Source organism: Halorhabdus utahensis DSM 12940 (assembly GCF_000023945.1).
GTDB classification, from domain to species: Archaea; Halobacteriota; Halobacteria; order Halobacteriales; family Haloarculaceae; genus Halorhabdus; species Halorhabdus utahensis.
In genome coordinates this window covers 631,455-651,811 of record NC_013158.1, presented here as the reverse complement: position 1 = coordinate 651,811, position 20,357 = coordinate 631,455, and the positions used below count along the sequence as shown (strand labels likewise).

Annotated in this window: 17 protein-coding genes; 7 read left to right on the top strand and 10 right to left on the bottom strand. The window is 63.5% G+C overall.

Annotated elements, in window-relative coordinates; translation table 11 throughout:
• The first annotated feature begins 1 nt into the window (after position 1).
• The 4 genes from purB (at position 2) to fba (ending at position 4,623) form a co-directional block, all read left to right on the top strand.
• Positions 2-1,384 carry an adenylosuccinate lyase gene (purB, locus tag HUTA_RS03195; RefSeq protein WP_015788419.1) on the top strand — a complete coding sequence of 461 codons (1,383 nt, stop codon included), beginning with the start codon at positions 2-4 and terminating at the stop codon, positions 1,382-1,384.
• Positions 1,385-1,486: 102 nt separating this feature from the next.
• Positions 1,487-2,467, top strand: a complete 981-nt coding sequence (locus tag HUTA_RS03190; protein ID WP_015788418.1) for an isocitrate/isopropylmalate dehydrogenase family protein — start codon at positions 1,487-1,489, stop codon at positions 2,465-2,467.
• A 142-nt stretch (positions 2,468-2,609) separates the two neighbouring features.
• Positions 2,610-3,521 carry a 1-phosphofructokinase gene (gene pfkB, locus HUTA_RS03185; protein ID WP_015788417.1) on the top strand — a complete coding sequence of 304 codons (912 nt, stop codon included), beginning with the start codon at positions 2,610-2,612 and terminating at the stop codon, positions 3,519-3,521.
• A 109-nt stretch (positions 3,522-3,630) separates the two neighbouring features.
• Complete coding sequence (gene fba, locus HUTA_RS03180) at positions 3,631-4,623, top strand: class II fructose-bisphosphate aldolase (protein ID WP_015788416.1); 993 nt, start codon at positions 3,631-3,633, stop codon at positions 4,621-4,623.
• Between the two features lie 204 nt (positions 4,624-4,827).
• Here the strand turns inward: fba and HUTA_RS03175 are convergent, their stop codons facing one another.
• The gene (locus HUTA_RS03175; protein WP_015788415.1) at positions 4,828-5,697 is read right to left on the bottom strand and encodes a hypothetical protein; all 870 of its coding nucleotides are present in this window, start codon (positions 5,695-5,697) and stop codon (positions 4,828-4,830) included.
• A gap of 298 nt (positions 5,698-5,995) precedes the next feature.
• Between HUTA_RS03175 and HUTA_RS03170 the strand changes: the two genes are divergently transcribed.
• Positions 5,996-8,134: a hypothetical protein gene (locus tag HUTA_RS03170; protein WP_015788414.1), complete on the top strand. Its 2,139-nt coding sequence runs from the start codon at positions 5,996-5,998 to the stop codon at positions 8,132-8,134.
• Here HUTA_RS03170 and HUTA_RS15495 read toward each other — a convergent pair.
• Positions 8,131-8,271: a DUF7503 family protein gene (locus HUTA_RS15495; RefSeq protein WP_015788413.1), complete on the bottom strand. Its 141-nt coding sequence runs from the start codon at positions 8,269-8,271 to the stop codon at positions 8,131-8,133. The two genes, HUTA_RS03170 and HUTA_RS15495, sit on opposite strands and share 4 nt — an antisense overlap.
• A gap of 255 nt (positions 8,272-8,526) precedes the next feature.
• Between HUTA_RS15495 and HUTA_RS03165 the strand changes: the two genes are divergently transcribed.
• Both HUTA_RS03165 and HUTA_RS03160 read left to right on the top strand, forming a co-directional pair.
• Positions 8,527-9,123, top strand: a complete 597-nt coding sequence (locus HUTA_RS03165; protein ID WP_015788412.1) for a DUF7504 family protein — start codon at positions 8,527-8,529, stop codon at positions 9,121-9,123.
• A gap of 93 nt (positions 9,124-9,216) precedes the next feature.
• Positions 9,217-9,753, top strand: a complete 537-nt coding sequence (locus HUTA_RS03160; protein WP_015788411.1) for a hypothetical protein — start codon at positions 9,217-9,219, stop codon at positions 9,751-9,753.
• Here HUTA_RS03160 and leuD read toward each other — a convergent pair whose 3' ends face one another.
• The 8 genes from leuD to HUTA_RS03120 all read right to left on the bottom strand — a co-directional run bounded on the left by leuD (position 9,754) and on the right by HUTA_RS03120 (position 20,336).
• Complete coding sequence (gene leuD, locus HUTA_RS03155) at positions 9,754-10,374, bottom strand: 3-isopropylmalate dehydratase small subunit (protein ID WP_015788410.1); 621 nt, start codon at positions 10,372-10,374, stop codon at positions 9,754-9,756.
• Positions 10,371-11,792, bottom strand: coding sequence for a 3-isopropylmalate dehydratase large subunit (leuC, locus tag HUTA_RS03150; protein WP_015788409.1), 1,422 nt, complete (start codon positions 11,790-11,792; stop codon positions 10,371-10,373). The genes leuD and leuC overlap by 4 nt, the downstream gene beginning before the upstream one ends.
• A 56-nt stretch (positions 11,793-11,848) precedes the next feature.
• Entirely contained in the window at positions 11,849-12,859 is a 1,011-nt protein-coding gene (gene ilvC / locus HUTA_RS03145) for a ketol-acid reductoisomerase (protein ID WP_015788408.1), read from the bottom strand.
• Positions 12,860-12,931: 72 nt separating this feature from the next.
• Positions 12,932-13,549 carry an acetolactate synthase small subunit gene (ilvN, locus tag HUTA_RS03140; protein ID WP_015788407.1) on the bottom strand — a complete coding sequence of 206 codons (618 nt, stop codon included), beginning with the start codon at positions 13,547-13,549 and terminating at the stop codon, positions 12,932-12,934.
• Positions 13,549-15,330, bottom strand: a complete 1,782-nt coding sequence (ilvB, locus tag HUTA_RS03135; RefSeq protein WP_015788406.1) for a biosynthetic-type acetolactate synthase large subunit — start codon at positions 15,328-15,330, stop codon at positions 13,549-13,551. Before ilvB ends, ilvN begins: the two co-directional genes overlap by 1 nt.
• Positions 15,331-15,699: 369 nt before the next feature.
• A complete protein-coding gene (locus HUTA_RS03130) occupies positions 15,700-16,917 on the bottom strand; it encodes a LeuA family protein (protein WP_174256023.1) in 1,218 nt (405 codons plus the stop codon).
• A 155-nt stretch (positions 16,918-17,072) separates the two neighbouring features.
• On the bottom strand, positions 17,073-18,425 hold the full coding sequence (locus HUTA_RS03125) for a metallophosphoesterase family protein (protein ID WP_049941402.1): 1,353 nt from the start codon (positions 18,423-18,425) through the stop codon (positions 17,073-17,075).
• 60 nt (positions 18,426-18,485) lie between these two features.
• Entirely contained in the window at positions 18,486-20,336 is a 1,851-nt protein-coding gene (locus HUTA_RS03120) for an SLC13 family permease (protein ID WP_015788403.1), read from the bottom strand.
• Positions 20,337-20,357: the final 21 nt, after the last annotated feature.

Here is a 20,357-nt window from a genome sequence, read left to right as displayed (position 1 = left end):
CATGACTGATCGCGATCCGCTGTCAGCGGTCTCGCCGCTCGATGGCCGCTACGCCCGCTACACCGACCCGCTGGTACCCTACGCCAGCGAATCGGGACTGATCCGCGCCCGCGTTCGCGTGGAAGTCGAGTACCTGCTCGCGCTCGCCGACCTCGACGCGACGCCCCTCGAAATCGACGACGACCAGCGCGCGACACTTCGGGCCGTCTACGAGGACTTCGACGACGAGGACGCCGCACTGGTCAAACAGATCGAAACCGAAGGGACCGAGACGTACGACGCGACCAACCACGACGTCAAGGCCGTCGAGTACTTCCTCCGGGAGCGACTCCCCGCCGATCTCGACGCCGAACAGTGGCTGCACTTTGGGCTCACGAGCGAGGACGTCAACAACCTGGCCCAGCGAATCCTGGTGAAGCCTGCTGTCGAGGACGTCCTCCTGCCTGCCCTGCGGGACGTCCGGGACGCCCTGGTCGAACTTGCCCAGACCTATCGGGACACGCCGATGCTCGCCCGGACCCACGGCCAGCCGGCCACGCCGACGACCTTCGGCAAGGAGATGGCCGTCTACGCCTCGCGACTCGGCCGTGCACTCGGGCGAATTCAGTGGGCGACGGATGGGCTCTCCGGGAAACTCGCCGGGGCGTCGGGGACCTATGCCGCCCACCATGCGGCCTATCCCGACGTCGACTGGCCGGCCTTCGCGCTGGGGTTCGTCGACTCGCTCGGGCTCGACCACGAACCACTCACGACGCAGGTCAACCCGTGCGATGATCTCGCGACGCTGTTCGGCGCACTCCAGGGCGCGAACCGGATCTTGCTTGACCTCGACCTCGACGCCTGGCTGTACGTCTCGGATCGCTATCTCGGCCAGCGATCCGTCGACGGTGAGACCGGTTCCTCGACGATGCCCCACAAGGTCAACCCGATCGACTTCGAGAACAGCGAGGGCAACCTCTCGAAGGCCAACAGCGATCTGGACTTTCTGGCGGGGTACGTCACCAACTCCCGACTCCAGCGTGACCTCTCCGACTCGACGGTCAAGCGCAACATCGGCGGCGCGCTCGCTCACTGTCTGATCGGCTACGAAAAACTCCAGCGGGGACTCGGAAAGGTCGTCCCCAACGAGACAGTCATGCGCGAGGACCTCGAGGCGACCCCCGCCGTCATCGGCGAGGCCGTCCAGACAATTCTCCGGCGGGAGGGCTACACCGACGCCTACGAGCGCGTCAAAGAACACACCCGCGGTGAGTCGATCACGATGGCAGACTTCGAAGCGCTGTTTGCGGATCTTGATGTCGATCCGGCGGTCAGGGATGAACTCGAAGCCTTGACGCCGGCATCGTATACGGGTATCGCCGACGAACTGGCTGACGTTCAGTAGCCGGGAACCGACGCGTTCGCCCTCCCGTTGGGACACGCCGTCTTCGACCTATCGCTCAGGCATATCGATACCCTCTTTTCCCCGCCTGTGGGATCTATCGCCATGACGAAACAGATCGCCGCCATTCCGGGCGACGGCATCGGTCAGGAAGTGCTCCCCGCGGCCATCGACGTCCTCGAAGCGCTCGATCGTGATTTCGAGTTCGTCGAGGGACGCGCGGGCAACGCCGTCTACGAACGTGAGGGCACGCCCCTGCCTGAAGAAACGCGTGAACTCGCCCGCGAGGCCGACGCGACGCTGTTCGGTGCCGCGGGGGAGCTTGCGGCCGACATCATCCTCCCGCTCCGCCAGGACGTCGAGTCCTTCGCCAACATCCGGCCGGCTCGCGCGTACCCCGGTGTCGACGCCGTCAAACCCGAGACCGATCTGGTTTTCGTCCGGGAGAACACCCAGGGCGTCTACGCCGGCTTCGAATCCGACCTTACCGATGACGTCGCAACGTTGACGCGACTCATCACCGAGGATGCGTCCCGGAAGATCGCCGAGTACGGCTTCGAGTACGCCGACGAGCACGACGCCGACCGGATCACTGTCGCCCACAAGGCCAACGTGATGCGAAAGACCGACGGGCTGTTCGTCGACACCGCCGCCGAGGTCGCCGAGGAGATGGATGTCGAATACGACGAGGCGCTGATCGACGCGCTGGCGATGCACCTCGTCTTGCACCCCGAGGATTACGACGTGATCGTGACGCCGAACCTCGCGGGCGACGTGCTCTCGGACCTCGCAGCGGGACTCGTCGGTGGGCTCGGCATGCTTCCGAGCGCCAACGTCGGCGACGACAACGCGCTGTTCGAACCCGTCCATGGCTCGGCCCCCGACATCGCCGGTGAGGGGGTTGCCAACCCGTCGGCGATGATCCTCTCGGCCGCCATGATGCTCGAGTACTTCGGCTACGACGAGGACGGCCAGCGTGTCCGCAACGCCGTCGAGACCGTGCTCGAAGACGGACCGCGGACCCCTGACCTCGGTGGGGACGCCTCTACCGAGACGTTCACCGACGCCGTTCTCGAACAGCTTTGAACGGCTGATAGTGCCTCCCTGGCGGCTTGCGGGCCGGCAATCGCACTCGGCACGTCGAGACCGACCTTCTTAAGACGGAGTAGTGCAACGCTCAGAGGGAAAACGGGACTGTCGGCACGCCGACGGCCCGGAGGAGATTACCATGATACTGACAGTCACACCGAATCCGGCGGTCGATCAGACGATCGAGATGGACGAAGAGGTTCAAGCCGATACCGTCCAGCGAAGTACAGACGCACAGTTCAACTCTGGCGGGAACGGCATCAACGTATCACAGTTCGTCTCCGCTTTGGGGACGGAAACAGTTGCAACGGGTTTCATCGGCGGCTTCACCGGCTACTTCATCGAGCAGGATCTCGTCGAGTACGACGTGCCGACCGATTTCGTCGAGGTCGACGGCGAAACCCGGATCAATACGACACTGCTGACGCCCGAAAGCGAGTACCACATCAATCAGTCCGGCCCGTCGGCTGACCGAGACGCCGTCGACGAACTGATCGAAACGTTGCAGGATCACGACCCATCGGTGATCAATATCGGCGGCAGCCTGCCGCCGGAGATGGACGCTGCTGACGTCGATCGGATCGCGTCGGCCGGCGACTGGGACACGGCCCTCGACGTTCACGGCGAACTGATGATCGAACTCGACGGGGAGTACGAATACTGCAAGCCCAACCGCGAGGAACTGACGGCCGCGACCGGGATCGAGGTCGAGACCATCGACGACTGTGCGGAGGCGGCCCGCCAACTTCAGGAGCGGGGCTACGAGCGCGTCATCGCGTCGATGGGCGGCGACGGGGCGGTACTGGTTACGCCCGAGGAGACGCTGTATGCGCCGCCGCTCGACGTCGACGTGGTCGACACCATCGGTGCCGGCGACTCGATGTTCGCCGCCGTGCTGTGGGCCTACGAGCAGGGCTGGGACGACGAACGTGCGCTCCGTGCCGGGGTCGCGACCTCGGCCCAACTCGTCAGCGTCAAGGGGCCGAGCGTCCACGAACTCGATCCCGAAGCGACGATGGACGAGGTTCGCGTCTGGTCGATGCGAGCGTGAGCGTCACCGTCCGGGAGTGAGCGAGTGGGGTCGCGAGTAAAATCAGTCGGCAGGAAATTCCGCATACGTTATTACGACGGCACCGAAACGACGACTCGGTGACCTACTGATGCCGTTTTACGGCGGAGACGAACTCGGAAACGTGTACGACGAGGCTCTCGACGGAGGGTTCGGACTCGTCGCGAGTAACGTCGCGGAACCGAACACGATGATGGGGCTCATGGAGGGAGCCGACCAGGCCGATTCGGACCTGCTCATCCAGATGAGCGCCGGTGCCTGCCGCTTTGCGGGCAACGGCGACGCCGAGGCGGGCCTGCGCTCGATGGGGACGTATATCGACACCATCGCCGAGCAGTACGACATCGGCGTCTTCCTCAACATGGACCACCAGACGGACATGGACTTCATCGACATGCAGGTCGAGACGGCCATCCCCTCCTCGATCATGATCGACGCCTCCCACGAGGACTTCGAGGAGAACGTCGCCCGCTCGAAGAAGGTCGTCGAAAAGACCGAGCAGGCCGACGAGGAGATCCTCGTCGAGGCCGAACTCGGCCAGATCAAGGGTGTCGAGGACGAGATCGTCGCCGAGGAGGCCTTCTACACCGACCCCGAACAGGCTGTCGAGTTCGTCGACCGGACGGGCTGTGACCTGCTGGCGATCTCCGTCGGAACCCAACACGGCGTCGCCAAAGGGAAGGACCTCGATCTCAAACCCGATCTCGCGACGGATATCAAGGAGGCCCTCTCGGACCACGGGCTGGACACGCCGCTGGTCCTGCACGGCTCTTCGGGCCTCCAGCCGGATCAGCTGTCTGACTTCATGAATCGCGGGATCTGCAAGGTCAACAAGGACACCCGCTACCAGTACGAGTACACGCGGACCCTCTATGACCTCTACCGGGAGGAACCGAACGACATCGTCCCGCCGGAGGGCGTCGAGGACCAGCGGGATTCGTTCTTCAACGACGTCGACTGGTCGCCCAACAAGGACCGCTTCGATCCCCGTGTCGGCGGCCGCGACGTCCGCGAGCGTATCGCCGAAGTCTATGCCGGCCTCGCGGAAGTCTCGGGCAGCGCCGGTCGAAGCCTCTACAAGTAAGAGTCTGCGGACTGGGGCGAACTGATTCTGTCAGCCCATTCCCCAAACTATTATATATGTTTGGGCTGATTGCACGATTGAGGTATACGAACAATGACTGCAATGGGACGTGAGGGGTGCGACTTCGAAGAGATAGCCGCCGACATCCGGCGGCGCAAAGATCGCGACGAAGAGTACGCCCGTCTGGGCGTCTGGTGATCGGCGTCACCGATCGCTCGGATTTTCATCCACCATCTTTTCGACGGCCTCGCGCCACCGTGGCACGTCCAGTGCGACCAGCCCACGGATGTGGCCTGCCGGCCGGTCCGGTAGGTCGCTGACGAGGTCCGTCACCGTCTGCTCGAAGCGAGCAAGCGTCTCGACGAGGGTCGTCTCGTCGAACAGCTGGCCGGCGTTCCAGGTGCCGTCGCCCGTCTGTTCGTAGTCCAGCACGACCTGTCGGTGTTTGCACACCGTCGCGCCGATGCGTTCGTAGCGCTCGACAACGCTGTCGTCGGCCCCGGCGACGACCGCCGCCACGCCGGTACACACCGCATAGAGTCCAGCCTGGCGGTCGAGGAGTTCCAGATACGTCTCCGCTCCCGGAGTCTTCCGGGCTTCCACGAACGGCGCACAGAGCACCGTCTGTGCGTGGTAACTCCAGTACGCTACAGCGTCAGGACCGAGTCGGCTCGCCGCTTCGACGGTGAGCGCCACCAGCAGCTGTGAGACGATCAGCGCTTCCGCGGTCCGCCCCTCGGCGACGTCTCCGTCGACGATGTCGTCGACGATATCGAAGTATTCCTGCGTGAGTATCGTCATCCGAACGACCCTGTCACGATCGGACGCCGGCAGATCGAGCGCCTCTGCGACCGCCTCGATCAGTATCACCGTGTCCAGCTTCGGGCGACGGTCGCGCTTTGGGAGTGCCTCGCTCGGAGAGAACGCCAGTTCGTAGACCGGGCGCGCCCCCGGCGGCGGTACTCTTTCGACCAGCGTCTCGACGTGGTCGAGCATCCGCTCACGACAGGCGTCTGCGTGTTCCTCGAAGGCACCCTGGTCGGCCGCCGACAGTGTCGAAGGGCGATAGAGCACTGCCGGAGTGGTTGCCCCATCGACACTTGAGCGTTCGGGTCCGGCAGACAGTGCTCTATCGCTGCTTTCAGTGAGCGGTTGCCGATTGACCTGGCAGTGGACTCGTCCCGTTGAAGAGAATCGACGAAGCCATCCTCTCACGGTCGCGGGCATCTCCGGTCAGACTCCCTCCAAGTGCGGTTTTCGGGGCCGTTCGACGCAGTATTCGGGTGAACTGTTCCCCCTCCAGAACGCTTTTTGCCGCTGTCGACGTGTCTTACACACAGAGTCGGGTCAATCGCGACGAAACATCTCATCCATGGAAACACTACCACTGTCCTCGACGCCGCGGTTCGAACCGCTGGCTGCACCAACCGGTATTCAGGTCGTCGATCCGATCGACGGAGGGCAGTTCACTTTTCTGACTCCCGATCCGGTGGAGACGGACCCGGCACCGAAGGACGCGCTGCCGGTGCCAGTCGACGGCGCAGTGTCGATCGATACTGACGTGATTCGGACGCCGTATCTCGTGGGCGTCTGGATCAGAGATGGAGAGTTCGACCTCGTCGAGCAGTGTACGGGGGGCGATCAGGTATCACTTCCCGACGGGCGATACGTCGTCGAGTTTTCCTCCGTCCAGCTCAAACTCTATCTCGGAATCGACGGGCCAGCGACCGTCGATGCGACGGGTGATCTCGTCGAATTTTCGACGTCGGGAGAGTCCGACGTGGTCGTCGGCTTGCGATCGTATCACGAACAGCCGGCACGGACGATCACGACGACGGAGAGCCCACATGACGTCATGAAGGCGATTTCACAGTTCCGTGGTGCGCTGAAGACCACGTCACCGGAGCGGTCGTTTCCCACGTTGCGCGGTCATCCCCCGCTGGTGGAGTTCGGCGAGGAGTTTTCCGCACCTGGTGGTGCTCGGCTGTCTCCGGCGTCGCTGTCGATCGAATTGCCACCCCGCTGGGATCGCATCTTGCCGGCCGCGCCGCTATCGTACTATCTCGATGCGGATCTCGTTCCCGGCGATCGGGCTCGGCTCCATCTCGATGGGGAGACTGTTCCGCTCGTTGGGCCCGATGGCTACGAACAGCGGATCGCACAGATTCTCAAGCACGTGTTCACGCTCGATTGTGTGGTCCGGACCGAGGGGCTGTACAACGTTGATCTCCACGAGCGATCGGTGCTCGAAGCCCGCACTGACCTGGATTTCCAGCGGTTGTACGACCTCCCGCTGGCCGAGCGGACTCTGGCCTATCTGGATGTCCCGTTTGAGACTGTCGAACCAGCCACGCCGGAGTGGAAGCTGACTGCCGACGTCCAGCCCGAACCGGAGAACGCTCGAGTGTTGCCGTTCCTCTCGTCTGACCTCGCCCTCATCCGGGCGACGGGCGACGACGACATCGAGCCGGAGGACCTCTCGGAGGCCTCGCCGGACGTCGAATCGTTCTTCCGTGACGGCCCGGCGATGCCGGACGAACCGGTGTTACTTCGTGGCGCTGCCGACGTGCGTTCGGGGACCTCGTCGGGTGAATCCGAGGTCGCAGAGCGGGTCTTCCGGCCGGATCCCACTGACAGCCTGATGCATACGTTTGTCGGCGACGGGATTCCCCTGGGTGCGACCAAGATGACGCCCGAGATGTTCCGTCGCCGCCTGGAGTACGAACCAGTCGAGTCCGGCCGGGTCCGGGTCGACGTCATCGTCAACGAGGAAGCGATGAGCGACGAGACTGCCGTTTCGGACGTCTACGGAACACGCGACTGGATCGACTTCGACGTCACGATCCACTCGGACCTCACGCAGGGCGAACTCGCTGACGTCTTCCAGCGCGACACTGACTTCCTCCACTATATCGGCCACGTCGACGACGAGGGGTTCAAATGCAGCGACGGCTATCTGGATGTCCGATCGCTGTCGTCGGTAAACATCAGCGGCTTTCTTCTCAACGCCTGCCAGTCCTACGTGCAAGGTCGTGCGCTCGTTGACGCCGGTGCCGTCGGTGGGATCGTCACCCTCGCGAACATTCCGAATCCGACGGCGACGAGCATCGGGAAGACGCTAGCGCGGTTACTGAATTCCGGATTTTCGATCGCGACAGCCCGGTCATTTTTGGAAAAAGATGAACAACTAGCCAAACGGTATATGGTCGTCGGTGATGGGTATTCGAATATCGTGGAAAGTCAGTCGGGGGCCCCATACTATATCGAAATTGAGGGAAATACACGCACACCGATAATGTTTAGCATACAGGGCTATCCGTCACCATCTCTTTCTATTGGTGGATTGCGGAGCTGGCATTCAAAATCATTTGGATATGATTATATAAACCCCACAAGAATCGAAGAGATGGAAATGTCTAAGCATGAATTTGATGAGTTCCTCTCTAGAGAAGACTATCCAATATTTATCAATGACGAACTAACTTGGAGTGACGACTTTCAGATTGATTAAGGGCCAAATGTCACCGATGCGTTGCCTGCCGCCGCCGCCCCCATCTGCGTCAGCAGAACGAGGAGCATGAACAGGACGCCGATCATTCGTGGGTGCTGTGCCAGGAAGCTCGTTTCCTCCGATTCTGAGTGGCTCATAGCCAACTCAACCTTTATTCCATTGTATAAAATATATTTCTAAAATCATCTAATACAAAATTATTTAATACAATACATGGAAAATTTAAATGTATAATTCCGGTAGTACGGTCCTTTTCAGGTATGGGTGCTATCGACTGGCAAACCTCGATAATTTGGCTTCTCCCGTAACTTACTTAATTGTTAATATTGTAATCGGACGTAGGTAACACAGATGAGTCAACCGAGCATTGCACTTCAGGGGAGTGACCCGACGTGAGCTTCGATGTCTTTGACGCCGATGAATCGCTGGAAGAGGCCTCGAACGTGCTGTGTATCTCTCCCGAGATCAGCACCTCCAAAGAGGAGTGCTGCCAGGAGTTGCTGACGCGCTGCGGGATCCCTGACCGGATCGTGGGTGTCACCGTCGCGTCGTCGCCCGGCGGTCGCATGGCGGAATGGGGCAACGCGATCAATCCGATGACGACCGAACTGACCTTCATCGACGTCTCCCACGGGGGTCGTTCGGCCGCCATGTCCGCTGACGGGTTCGGCGGCCAGAACGGCGCACTCGTCGATGTCGTGGAAGTCCCGGAGGTCGACCTCCGCGATATCGGCAAGGAGATCACGAACCAACTCGACAGCGACAGTAACGAGACCGTCGCTGTCTGTATCGATTCGCTGACGGACCTGCTGCAATTCGAATCCGAAGAGACGCTCAGTCGCTTCCTCCACGTCCTCACGACACGCGTGAACGAATCCGGGGTGGCAGCCCACTATCATATCGACGCCCACGGTCATCCGGAGCGCGTCTTCGAGACGCTCTCACCACTGTTCGAGGCGACTGTCCGGGCAGACCCGGACCTGGGCTGACGCCCGCCACGTACTGCAGTCTCGTCTTGCCGTCGACTTTCGCGGGCCGGAAGCCGATCATTTTTATTCGCCCCCACAGAAACCATCGATATCATGGCCCCGATCCAGGCCGTGCTGGTCAGTTCTCCCGATGAAGACGTCGTATCGTCACTGACGGCTACTCTTCGGGATCGATGGCCGACACGAACCGCAACGTCGCCGGATGAAACGACCCGCAGCCTTGACGAGAATGTCACTGTCGTCGTCTTCGACACGGCGTTTGCTGGGCTGTCGCTGGATGACCTGGCGGCGATGACAACCGAACAATCGCCGGACGCACAGGTACTCCAACTCGGCACGAGCATGGATCCGAATGCGGGTCGTGCCGATGCGGTTCTGACTCACGCCGCCGAGACGGACACGATCTGCTCGACCGTCGATCGCCTCCAGCGTCGCGCACGGTACAACCGGCTCCTCTCTCGATTTTATTCTCTCTCTCGCGCTCGAAGTGAACGTGCCTCGGAGAATGAGACGGACAAATCTGCACAGGAGATTGCGGACATCAAATGTGAACTCGACGAACTCGCGGCTGCACTCGACGACGAAGATCTCTTTGACGCGGCCCTGGGAAGTACCGACGGGGTACCGTAGCTACGTGTTCCCGACGTAGGGCAGCGACGTTGCCGTCCGCTCGATCTCGTTTTCGTTGGCACTCATCAGCGCTGTCGTGTCCCAGATCCCCTCGACCAGGGCCTGACGCTGTGCGTCGTCGACCGTGACCTCGACGGTCTGGCCGCCGTAGGTAACGGTCTCACTCTCGACGTCGATGTCGATCTCGCCGTCCGGGTTCTCTTCGACCCAGTCCTGGAGGTCGGCGATCGTCTCCTGATCGGCCGTCACGGTCGGCATCCCGAGTGCGAGGCAGTTGCCCGCGAAGATTTCGGCGAAGGACTCGCCGATGAAGGCGTCGATCCCCCAGCGCATCAACGCCTGGGGGGCGTGTTCTCGCGAGGATCCACACCCGAAGTTGTCGTTGACGACCATCACGTTGGCGTCCCGGAACCGATCCTCGTTCATCGGGTGCTCTTTCTGGTTGTCCTCGTCGTCGTAGCGGACGTCGAAGAAGGCGAACTGCCCCAGGCCGTCGAAGGTGACGACCTTCATGAAGCGCGCGGGGATGATCTGGTCAGTGTCGATGTCGTTGCCCCGGATGGGGACGCCCGTTCCCGTCACTTCGCGCACTTCGGGGATGTCCGCATCGAACTCGCTCATGCGGGGGTCACCTCCGGCAGTTCGCGCACGTCAGTCACTTCGCCCGTCACGGCCGCCGCGGCGACCATCTGGGGGTTCATCAGGACGGTCCGCCCGTCCTTGGAGCCCTGGCGACCGACGAAGTTCCGGTTCGAGGAGGACGCGGAGGCCTCGTCGCCCTCCAGCTGGTCCTCGTTCATGCCCAGACACATCGAACAGCCGGCGTTGCGCCACTCGAAGCCGGCCTCGCGGAAAATATCCCCCAGGCCTTCCTCCTCGGCGGCCCGCTGGACACGCTGGCTGCCGGGGACGACCATCGCCCGGACGCTGTCGTCGACTTCCCGACCCTCGACGATGTCCGCGGCCCGACGCAGATCGGGCAGGCGGGCGTTCGTACACGAGCCCAGGAAGACCACGTCGATGTCGTAGCCCGCCATCGTCTCGCCGGGCTCGACGCGCATGTGCTCCTGGGCGCGACGCGCGGTGTCCTGCTTGTCCGCAGGCAGGTCCTCGGGGTGGGGGATCGGCTCGGTGATGCCGATGCCCTGGCCCGGCGTCGTGCCCCACGTGACGACCGGCTCCAGTTCGCTCGCGTCGATGTGGACGACGTCGTCGTACTCGGCGTCCGCGTCGCTCCGGATCGACTCCCAGTAGGGCTTCAGCTCGTCGAAGGCCTCGGGATTCTCCTGGAAGTAATCGGTGTTCTGCATCCATTCGAAGGTGGTCTCGTCAGGGTTGACGTAGCCCGCGCGAGCGCCGCCCTCGATGGACATGTTGCAGATGCTCATCCGGCCTTCCATGTCGAGATTCTCGATGGCCTCGCCGGCGTACTCGTAGACGTAGCCGACGCCACCATCAGTTCCGAGGCGACGGATGATCTCCAGGATGATGTCCTTGGCTTCGACGCCCGGCCCCAGTTCGCCGTCGACCTGGATCTTTCGGACTTTCTGTTTCTCCATGGCGATGCACTGGGTTGCCAGGACGTCCCGGATCTGGGAGGTCCCGATGCCGAAGGCCAGCGCGCCGAAGGCACCGTGGGTCGAGGTGTGGCTGTCGCCACAGACGATGGTCTTGCCGGGCTGGGTGATGCCCTGCTCCGGGCCGATGACGTGGACGATGCCCTGATCGCCTGTCGTCGGATCGGAGAACTGGATGCCCGCCTCGCGGACGTTCTCCTCCAACTCGCTCATCATCTCCTCGGCCGCGTCATCGCTGTAGGGCCGGGACTGGTCGCTCGTCGGCACGATGTGATCGACCGTCGCGTGGGTCAGATCCGGCCGGGCGACCTCGATATCGCGCTCCCGGAGCATCCCGAAGGCCTGCGGGCTCGTGACCTCGTGGATGAGGTGCAGCCCGACGAACAGTTGATCCTGCCCGTTGGGGAGTTGCGTTACCTTGTGCTCGTCCCATACCTTGTCGTACAGCGTTCCCTGACTCATACTCGTCCTCTGTCTGTCGTGTGCGTTCGATAACGTGATTGCATTGTCTCAGTCGCTCACTCGGCGGCCTCGTCCCAGGAGAACAGCTCCCGGAGGGGCTCGCCGACTTCCTCGATTTCGTGGTTCTGCTCGGCCTCGCGCAGCTGCTTGTAGCTGGGCCGGTTGGTCTGGTTCTCGGAGATCCACTCCTTGGCGAAGGTGCCGTCCTGGACCTCTTCGAGGATCTGCTCCATGCCCTCGCGGGCGGAGTCGTCGATGACGTACTCCCCGCGGGTCAGCCCGCCGTACTCGGCGGTATCGGAGACGGAGTTCCACATTTCCATCAGCCCGCCCTCGTAGACCAGGTCGACGATCAGCTTCAGCTCGTTGAGGACCTCGAAGTAGGCCATCTCGGGGCTGTAGCCCGCGTCGACCAGGGTCTCGTAGCCGACCTTCATCATCTCGGTGACGCCGCCACAGAGGACGGCCTGCTCGCCGAAGAGGTCGGTCTCGGTCTCCTCGCGGAAGGTCGTCTCGATGACGCCCGCCCGCGTACAGCCGATCGCCTTCGCGTACGCGAGGGCCTGTTCCTTGGCCTCGCCACTCTCGTCCTGGTAGACGGCGACGAGCCCAGGGGTACCTTCACCGCGCTGGTAGGTCCGTCGGACCAGGTGGCCCGGTGACTTCGGGGCGACCATCGCCACGTCGACGCCTTCCGGGGGTTCGATCTGGCCGTAGTGGATGTTGAACCCGTGGGCGAACTGCAGCGTGTCCCCCGGCTCCAGGGCGTCTTCGATCTCGTCGTAGACGATCGGCTGGATGTTGTCGGGCACGAGCAACACGACGATGTCACCCTCGGCCGCTGCCTCGGGGGGCGTCTCGACCTGCATACCAGCGTCCTCGGCGACCGGGCGGTCCTCGTTGCCCTCGGGGAGGCCAACGACCACGTCGACGCCGCTGTCGTCGAGATTCTGGGCGTGGGCGTGGCCCTGGCTGCCGAAGCCAAGGACCGCTACAGTTACGTCTTCGAGATACGATTCGTCCGCGTCGTCGTCGTAGTAGACAGTCGTGTCGAATTCGTCAGTCATCGGTAGTGTGTCGTCTTCGTTTCCGGATGGGTCAGTGTTCAATCTATCGTGTCGGCGTGCTCGGTCGTCGAACTACTCCTCGCTCAGGTGGCCGTTTGCGTCCATGGTGTCCGCGCCGCGTTCCAGCGCCGCCGCGCCGGTGCGGACAACCTCCTGGACCTCGAATTGCTTGAACGCCTCGACGGCGGCGTCGACCTTCTGCTTGCTGCCCGTGATTTCGACGGTCACGGAGTTCGTCGAGGCGTCGACGGCCTGGCCGTTGTACATCTCCGCGACGGACTGGATGTCGTCGGGCTTCTCGCCGCGAACCTTCACGAGGGCGAGTTCCCGCCGCATCGCCTCGGGCTTCAGTTCCTCGACGGCGATCGTGGGGACGAGCTTTTCGAGTTGCTTCTTGGCTTGCTCGATGCCCGGCTCGGCCTCCTCGATGACGATCGTCATCCGGGCGATGTCGTCGTCGGTCGTCGGTCCGACGGTGAGGCTCTCGATGTTGAACTGCCGGCGACTGAACAGCCCCGACACTTCGGCGAGGACGCCGGGCTCGTGTTCGACCAGCGCCGACAGCACGGCCATCCGGGGCTGGTGGGTCGCCTCCGCTTCCGGATCGATACGAATACCTTGCGTGTTGCGCCGTCCCTCGGGTCGCTTTCGCTCGTCGGGGGCCGGCCCTGGGAGTTCGCCACTACTCATTATAGCCCCTCCAGTTGTTTCTCCGAGAGTGCAAACAGTCCGTTGTCGCCGCCGCTGGGGACCATCGGATAGACGTTCTCGCCGGGATCGATGATCGCGTCGATCACCGCCGGGCCATCGTACTCGCGGGCCTGCTTGATGACTTCCTCAACCTCGTCGTGGTCCTCCAGCCGGAACCCGCGTGCGCCGAAGGACTCCGCCAGCAGATCGAACTCCGGCACCCACTGATACTCGCTGGCCATCCGGCGGCCCTCGTAGAAGCCGTCCTGCCACTGGCGGACCATCCCGATCGCCTCGTTGTTGAGGATGACGTACGTGATGTCTAAGTCCTCGCGGACCGCCACGGACAACTCCTGCATCGTCATCAGGAACGAGCCGTCGCCGTCGAAGGCGACGACCTCCCGGTCGGGGGCGGCCAGCTTCGCGCCGATGGCCGAGGGGACGCCGTAGCCCATCGTCCCAAGGCCATTCGAGGAGACCCAGGTCCGGGGCTCGGTGTAGGTCCAGAACTGGCAGGCCCACATCTGGTGTTGGCCGACGCCCGTGGTGACGATCGCGTCGTCGTCGGCCATCTCGGCGAAGCGCTCGACGACGTGCTGGGGTTTGATCGGCTCGTCCTCGGGTGCTTCGTAGTCCAGCGGATACTCCGCCTTCCAGGTCTGGCACTGCTCGCGCCACTCGTCGGCGTCGGGCGCGTCGGTCAGTGCGTCCTCAAGCTGTTCAAGGACGCGCTCGGCGTCGCCCAGCAGCGGGTAATCCGCGTAGATGTTCTTGTTGATCTCGGCGGCATCGATCTCGACGTGGATGACCTCGGCGTCCGGGGCGAACGTGTCGACGCCGCCGGTCAACCGATCGTCAAAGCGCGTCCCGACGCCGATCAGCACATCGGTGTTCGTGATCGCCAGGTTTGCCGCGCCGGTGCCGTGCATCCCCGCCATCCCCAGCGAGAGGTCGTCCGTCTCGGGGAAGCTTCCCAGACCCGGCATCGTCGTGATCACCGGGATGTCGTACTTGCGGGCGAACGCGCGCAACTCGTCGCTGGCTTCGCCCTTGATGACGCCGCCGCCCGAGAGGATGACCGGCCGATCGGCGTCCTCGATCGTTTCGGCCGCGGCCTCGATGACAGCCTCGTCGGCAGTCTCCGGCGGGTGATAGGTATCGGGCGTCTCCGGGGAGACCGGCTGGACGTCGGTCTCGGCCTTGCTTGCGTCCTTCGGGAGATCGACCAGCGTCGGCCCCTGGCGACCGGACTCGGCCAGGGCGAACGCCTCGCTGACGTCAGCACCCAGCGTGTCCGGGTCGCCGGCGAAGTAGTTGTTCTTGGTGATGGGCTGGGTGATCCCCACCGTATCGACTTCCTGGAAGGCGTCGTTGCCGACGAAGTCCGTCGCGACCTGGCCGGTCAGCGCGATCATCGGATCGGAGTCCATCGAGGCGTCGGCGATGCCCGTCACGAGGTTCGTTGCTCCTGGCCCGGAGGTCGCCATCGCGACGCCCGGTTCGCCCGAGACGATGCCGTAGGCGTCGGCGGCGTGGGCCGCGCCCTGCTCGTGGGCCATCGTGATGTGCTCGATGTCCGAGTCATAGAGGGCGTCGTAGACGGGCATGATCGCCCCGCCCTGGACGCCGAAGGCCATGTCGACGCCGGCCTCTTCGAGAGCGATGATCGCCGCTTCCGCGCCCGTCGTTACCTCGCGCGCGTCGTCGGCTTCGTCCTCGTCATCGGCAGCATCTGTCGAGGGATCCGGCTCGCGGTCCTGGTGGAACGCGCGTTCGCTCATGGTCGATACCTCCGTGTCGTGGCCGGTCGTGAGCGCGTGGCTCGCGGACGCGGCGTCGGTGAATCCTGGGATGTCATGGTTCGCTTGTGTGTCATGGGTGGAGTCGTGTCGCTGGTGGTTGCAGCGCCGTGCGATCGTCGTGGAAATGGGGTACTGTCGGGGCTATGCCGCCCCTACAATACCGACAAGAAGCAGGTCGGTCGCGTCGCTGTCGCCGGATCGAACGCCGGATGTGGACAGCGGACGCATCAGTATCGGAACATCGCCGTCGTTCATTATAAACGTTCCGTGAGACGATTTCCCGAACGCCCGAGCGAGCGCCGTACAGCGGCCGCTGATCGATCCGGGCGAGCGACGTGGACGACATGGTCAGGCGCGGACCTCCTCGCGCGCCCGGTCGACGTCCACGTCGCGGGCGAACCGTTCGAGGACGTCCATCGTGATCCGGTTTTGCTCCGCGCCGTACTCCTTGACGCGGCGAGTCACCGTCCGGACCTCTTGCTCGGTCGGCTCGAAGCCGGCCTCGACGAGTCGCTCCCGGACCGAGTGCTGGCCGGTGTGTTTCCCGAGGACGAGTTCGCGCTCGGCACCGACCATCTCGGGAGTCATCACGCCGGGCTCGAACGTATCGCTGTTTTCGATGACGCCCGCGGCGTGGATGCCCGACTCGTGGGAGAAGGCGTTGTCGCCAACGACGGGCTTGTTGCCCGGCGTGTCGACGCCGCTTTTCTCCTCGATCAGCCGGGAGAGCTCCGTGATCCGGGTCGTATCGATGCCCGTATCCACGTCATACAAACTCTCCAAGGCCATGACGACTTCCTCGTAGGCGGCGTTGCCGGCCCGCTCGCCGATGCCGTTGACGCTGACCTGGGCCTGTGCGCCGCCGGCCTCGAAGCCCGAGAGGGCGTTGGCCGTCGCCAGCCCGAAGTCGTCGTGTGTGTGCACGTCGACGCGTGCGTCCGTGTGAGCGACGACTTTTCCGACCATTTCCTGGAATCGACCGGGCGTCGCGACGCCCGTCGTGTCGGGGATGTTGATCCAGTCGGTGCCCGCCTCGGTGACGGCTTCGACGACGTCGATCAGGAAGTCCTCGTCGGTGCGGGTCGCATCCATCGGCGAGAACATGCACTCGACGCCGGCGTCTTTGACGCGCTCGACGGACTCGACGGCCCGTTCGACGGCGTCCTCGCGGGTCGCGTGCATCGAATCCTGGAGCTGGATGTCGCTTGTCGAGACGAACACGTGGATCAACTCGACGCCCGAGTCGATGGCCGCCTCGACGTCTTTCTCGACGACGCGGGCGAGCCCGCAGGTGGTCGTCGTGGTACTTTCGGCGATATCGCGTACCGCCTCGAACTCCGCGTCGGAGTTGACGGGAAACCCCGCTTCGATGACGTGGGTGCCCATCTCGTCGAGCACCGCCGCTATCTCTCGTTTGTCTTCGTAGGAAAACGAGGTTCGCGGCGTCTGTTCCCCGTCGCGAAGCGTGGTGTCGAAAATTCGTGCGTCCGTGATTTCGGACGTACTATCGAGTGTGCCCTGGAAGAACTCGATCCGCCGGGGATCCCGACGTAACCTCGTGCGTATTGGACATTTGCAACCGAAGTGACGGCGTGGTCGTATTTAAATCTTCTCGATGCGAACGCGGGAATCCCACACACGGCAAGTTGCCGCCCGTTCTCCGACGTGAGATCGAACGCGTGTCCGCCAGGAGCAGCCACACACGATCTTTGGCCCTCGACCTACTCGTCAGGAGATGTCGATGCTGCCCTTGTGTCATCGGCGACCACGCGATCCGGGATTGTCGGGTCAGGCACACGACCGACCGTCAGCAGTCGCTCGGTGAACGTCAGGTCGGTCTTGGCCGGGTCCGGTTTGTCCATCGTCTCGTACTCGACGGCCACGCCCTCGTCTTCGGCGGCGATCCGGACAATATTCAGCCGGAATGTCGGGTGGAACACCGGCGGGAGGATCCCGGCGATGACCTGCCGTCGGTGAAACCGCTTGAGCCACGTCCCTGTGTTGACGATCAACCGCCCGTCGTGTTCGTCGACCGCCGGCCGGTGGGTGTGTCCATAACAGAAGACGGCCGTCTCGGGGTGTTCCTCGAAGAGATCCTTTGCCGCCGCTCGGTATGGTTTGCTCGGATCGACGGTAAACTCCGTCTCGACGAGGCCGAAGCGATCGATCGTCCGCTTGAAATCCTGGAGGATGAACCGAATCGGAATCCAGACCAGCACGAGGATGCCGACGATCGCCACGTTGATCGCGAGCAGCGAGAACGCGAGCGCCCCGGCGGACCCGAACCGGCCAAAGGCCCCCTCGACAGTCTCGGTCGGCATCGACCAGACGCCAACCAGGTCGAGACCGACGGCGATCGCAGCGATCGCACTCAGGTTGAACACTAACAGAAAGGGGACGATCGCGTACCGCAACAGCGGGTGCATCTCGTTGTAGAAGTACTTCGAGAGGAACCACACCGGGACCCGCTCGGTCGGTGTGACTGCCTGGATGTCCTTCAGCCAGTTGCGCCGGCCGAGAGCCGACACCTGGCCCGCACGGCTGGTCACGAGCGTGTTGTAATAGTAGCCAAGCGGCTTCTCGTGGGGATTGCCGAAATCTTCGAAGCGGTTGTTCGGGTCGCGCTGGTTGCCGTGCTCGAAGTGGATCGTCCGGTCCCCGACGGGACGGGTGATCGACTGCTCCTGGACGAGATCCACGTTGTACGCGGCGAAGCGCTCGACGTACGCGTCGTAGGCGGCGAGTTCGTGGTCGTGATTGCCGGGTAGCAGCGTTATCTGAACGTTCTCCCCGGTCGCCCGGAGTTGCTCGAAGAGGTTCGGGTATCGCTCGACCAGCGCGTCGAACTTTTCGATCCCCTCCAGGGTGGTGAACTCCCAGAGGCCGAACGCGTCGCCGTTGATGACGAGTTCGGCGTCCTCGTCTAACTGTTCGAGCCGCTTGAGGAACGAAAGCAGCTCATCGAGGAACTCGACGTGTTCGAGTTGCTCGTCGCCGCCGATGTGGAGGTCGCTGATGACATAGTAGACTGGTTCGTCCTCGTCGGCATGGTTCTCGACGTGGGCCTCACCCATCGTCTCTTCGTGCTCGCGCTGGGGCATAATGTCTTCGCCCGCGGTATCGGTCACGACCGATCAGGTAAGCCCCCACATCGCGGCGATGCCGACCGTCGTCACGACCGCGAGCAGCAACTGCAGCGGGCCACCGACCTTCAGGAAGTCCGAGAACCGGTAGCCGCCAGGACCATAGACCATCAGGTTGGTCTGGTAGCCGACCGGCGTCATGAACGACGTCGCCGACGCGAACATCACTGCCAGCAGGAACGCGAAGGGGTCGGCCCCCATCTGGCCCGCCGCGTTGACGGCCACTGGAATCATCAACACGATGGTCGCAACGGGCGTGATGACGTTCGCCAGCAGGCCAGTGAAGACGTAAAACAGTAGCATCACCAGGATCAGCGGCAGGAACGCCTCAGTGGCGACCAGTGCGTCCGCCAGCACCTCCGCGCCACCGGTCTCGCCCATCGCGGACCCGAGTGGAATCACGCCCGCGAGCAGGAAGACGATGTTCCAGGAGACGGCGTCGTAGGCGTCCGAGGGCGACAGACAGCCGGTGACGATCATCACGAAGACGCCCCCGAGCGCGGCGATCACGATCGGCAGGAGATTCAGCGCCGCCGCGCCGATCACGCCGGCCATGATCGCGACCGCGAGTGGCGTCTTCGCGGAAAGCGGTGCGGCTGTCTCCGGCTCCACCGCGTCGATCCGTTCGGAAGCGCTCTCCTCGGTGACGATCAGGTCCCCAGACTCCCCGAAGTACTCGATCGCAGTCGGCGATAGCCGAACCAGCAGGAGGTCTCCCGGCTCGACAGTCACGTCGTCGAGGTCCTGGCGAATGAGATTCCCACCCCGTCGGACTGCAAGAACCGTCGTCCGGTGAAACTCCTCCAAGCGTGCCTCCGCGAGCGTCTCCCCGACGTACGCCGAGTCCTCTGGCACGACTGCGGAGGCAAGCGTGTTCTCGGTCGGGCTCTCGTCGAAGGTCCCGTCGGTAACGTCCTCCCGGACGAGTCGACGCAGGTCGAAGGCGTCACGGAAGCGGGTCGTCGCCTGGCTGGGACCGTTGACCACCAGTATGTCGCCGGCAGCGAGTCGCTGGTCGGTGTCCGGGACGGCGTAGGCCTCGCCGTTTCGTCGCACCTGGAGTACATCGACCGGGACATCCTCGCGCGCATCCACGTCGGCGGCGCGCTCGCCGACGAGCGACGAGCCCTCGGGGACACGCAACTGCGCGAGGTGATCTTCGAGGTCGAACGCCGAGACCAGATCGGCGTCGACCGGGATCCGGGCCGGGGTGAGTCGACGGCCGATCGTCAGCAAGTACACCAGCCCGACCACGAGGATGACGACGCCAAGCGGCGTGAACTCGAACATCCCGATGCCGCTTCGGCCATCGATGAGTTCCCGGGCGAAGTCGCTGGCGAGGATGTTCGTCGAGGTGCCGACGAGCGTCAGCGTCCCGCCGAGGATCGCGGCATAGGACAGTGGCAACAGCAGCTTCGACGGCGAGACGTCGCTCCCCTCGGCGAGATCGGTGATCATCGGGATGAACACGGCGACGACCGGCGTGTTGTTGACGAACCCCGCGATCGGGCCGGTCGTGCCGACGGTCGCCAGCAACGCCCGTCCCTCGTCGCCGCGGACGAACCCGGCGAGCGAGACGCCGAGGCGCTGGACGAGTCCTGTATTCTGGATCCCGGCACTCAGCATGTACATCGCGACGATGGTGATCGTCGCCGGGTTGGCGAAGCCGGCGATCGCGTCTCTCGGCGTGACGCCGATGGTCGGACCCAGTGCAGCCAGTGCGACGATGACACCGATCGCCGTCACGTCGTTCGGGATCACTTCCGAGACGAACAGAACCAGTGCAATGCCGATCAGCCCGAAGACGAGCGCCGCCTCGAAGGGGATCCCTGCGACAGCCATGCCGGAGTTAACTCGGGGTGT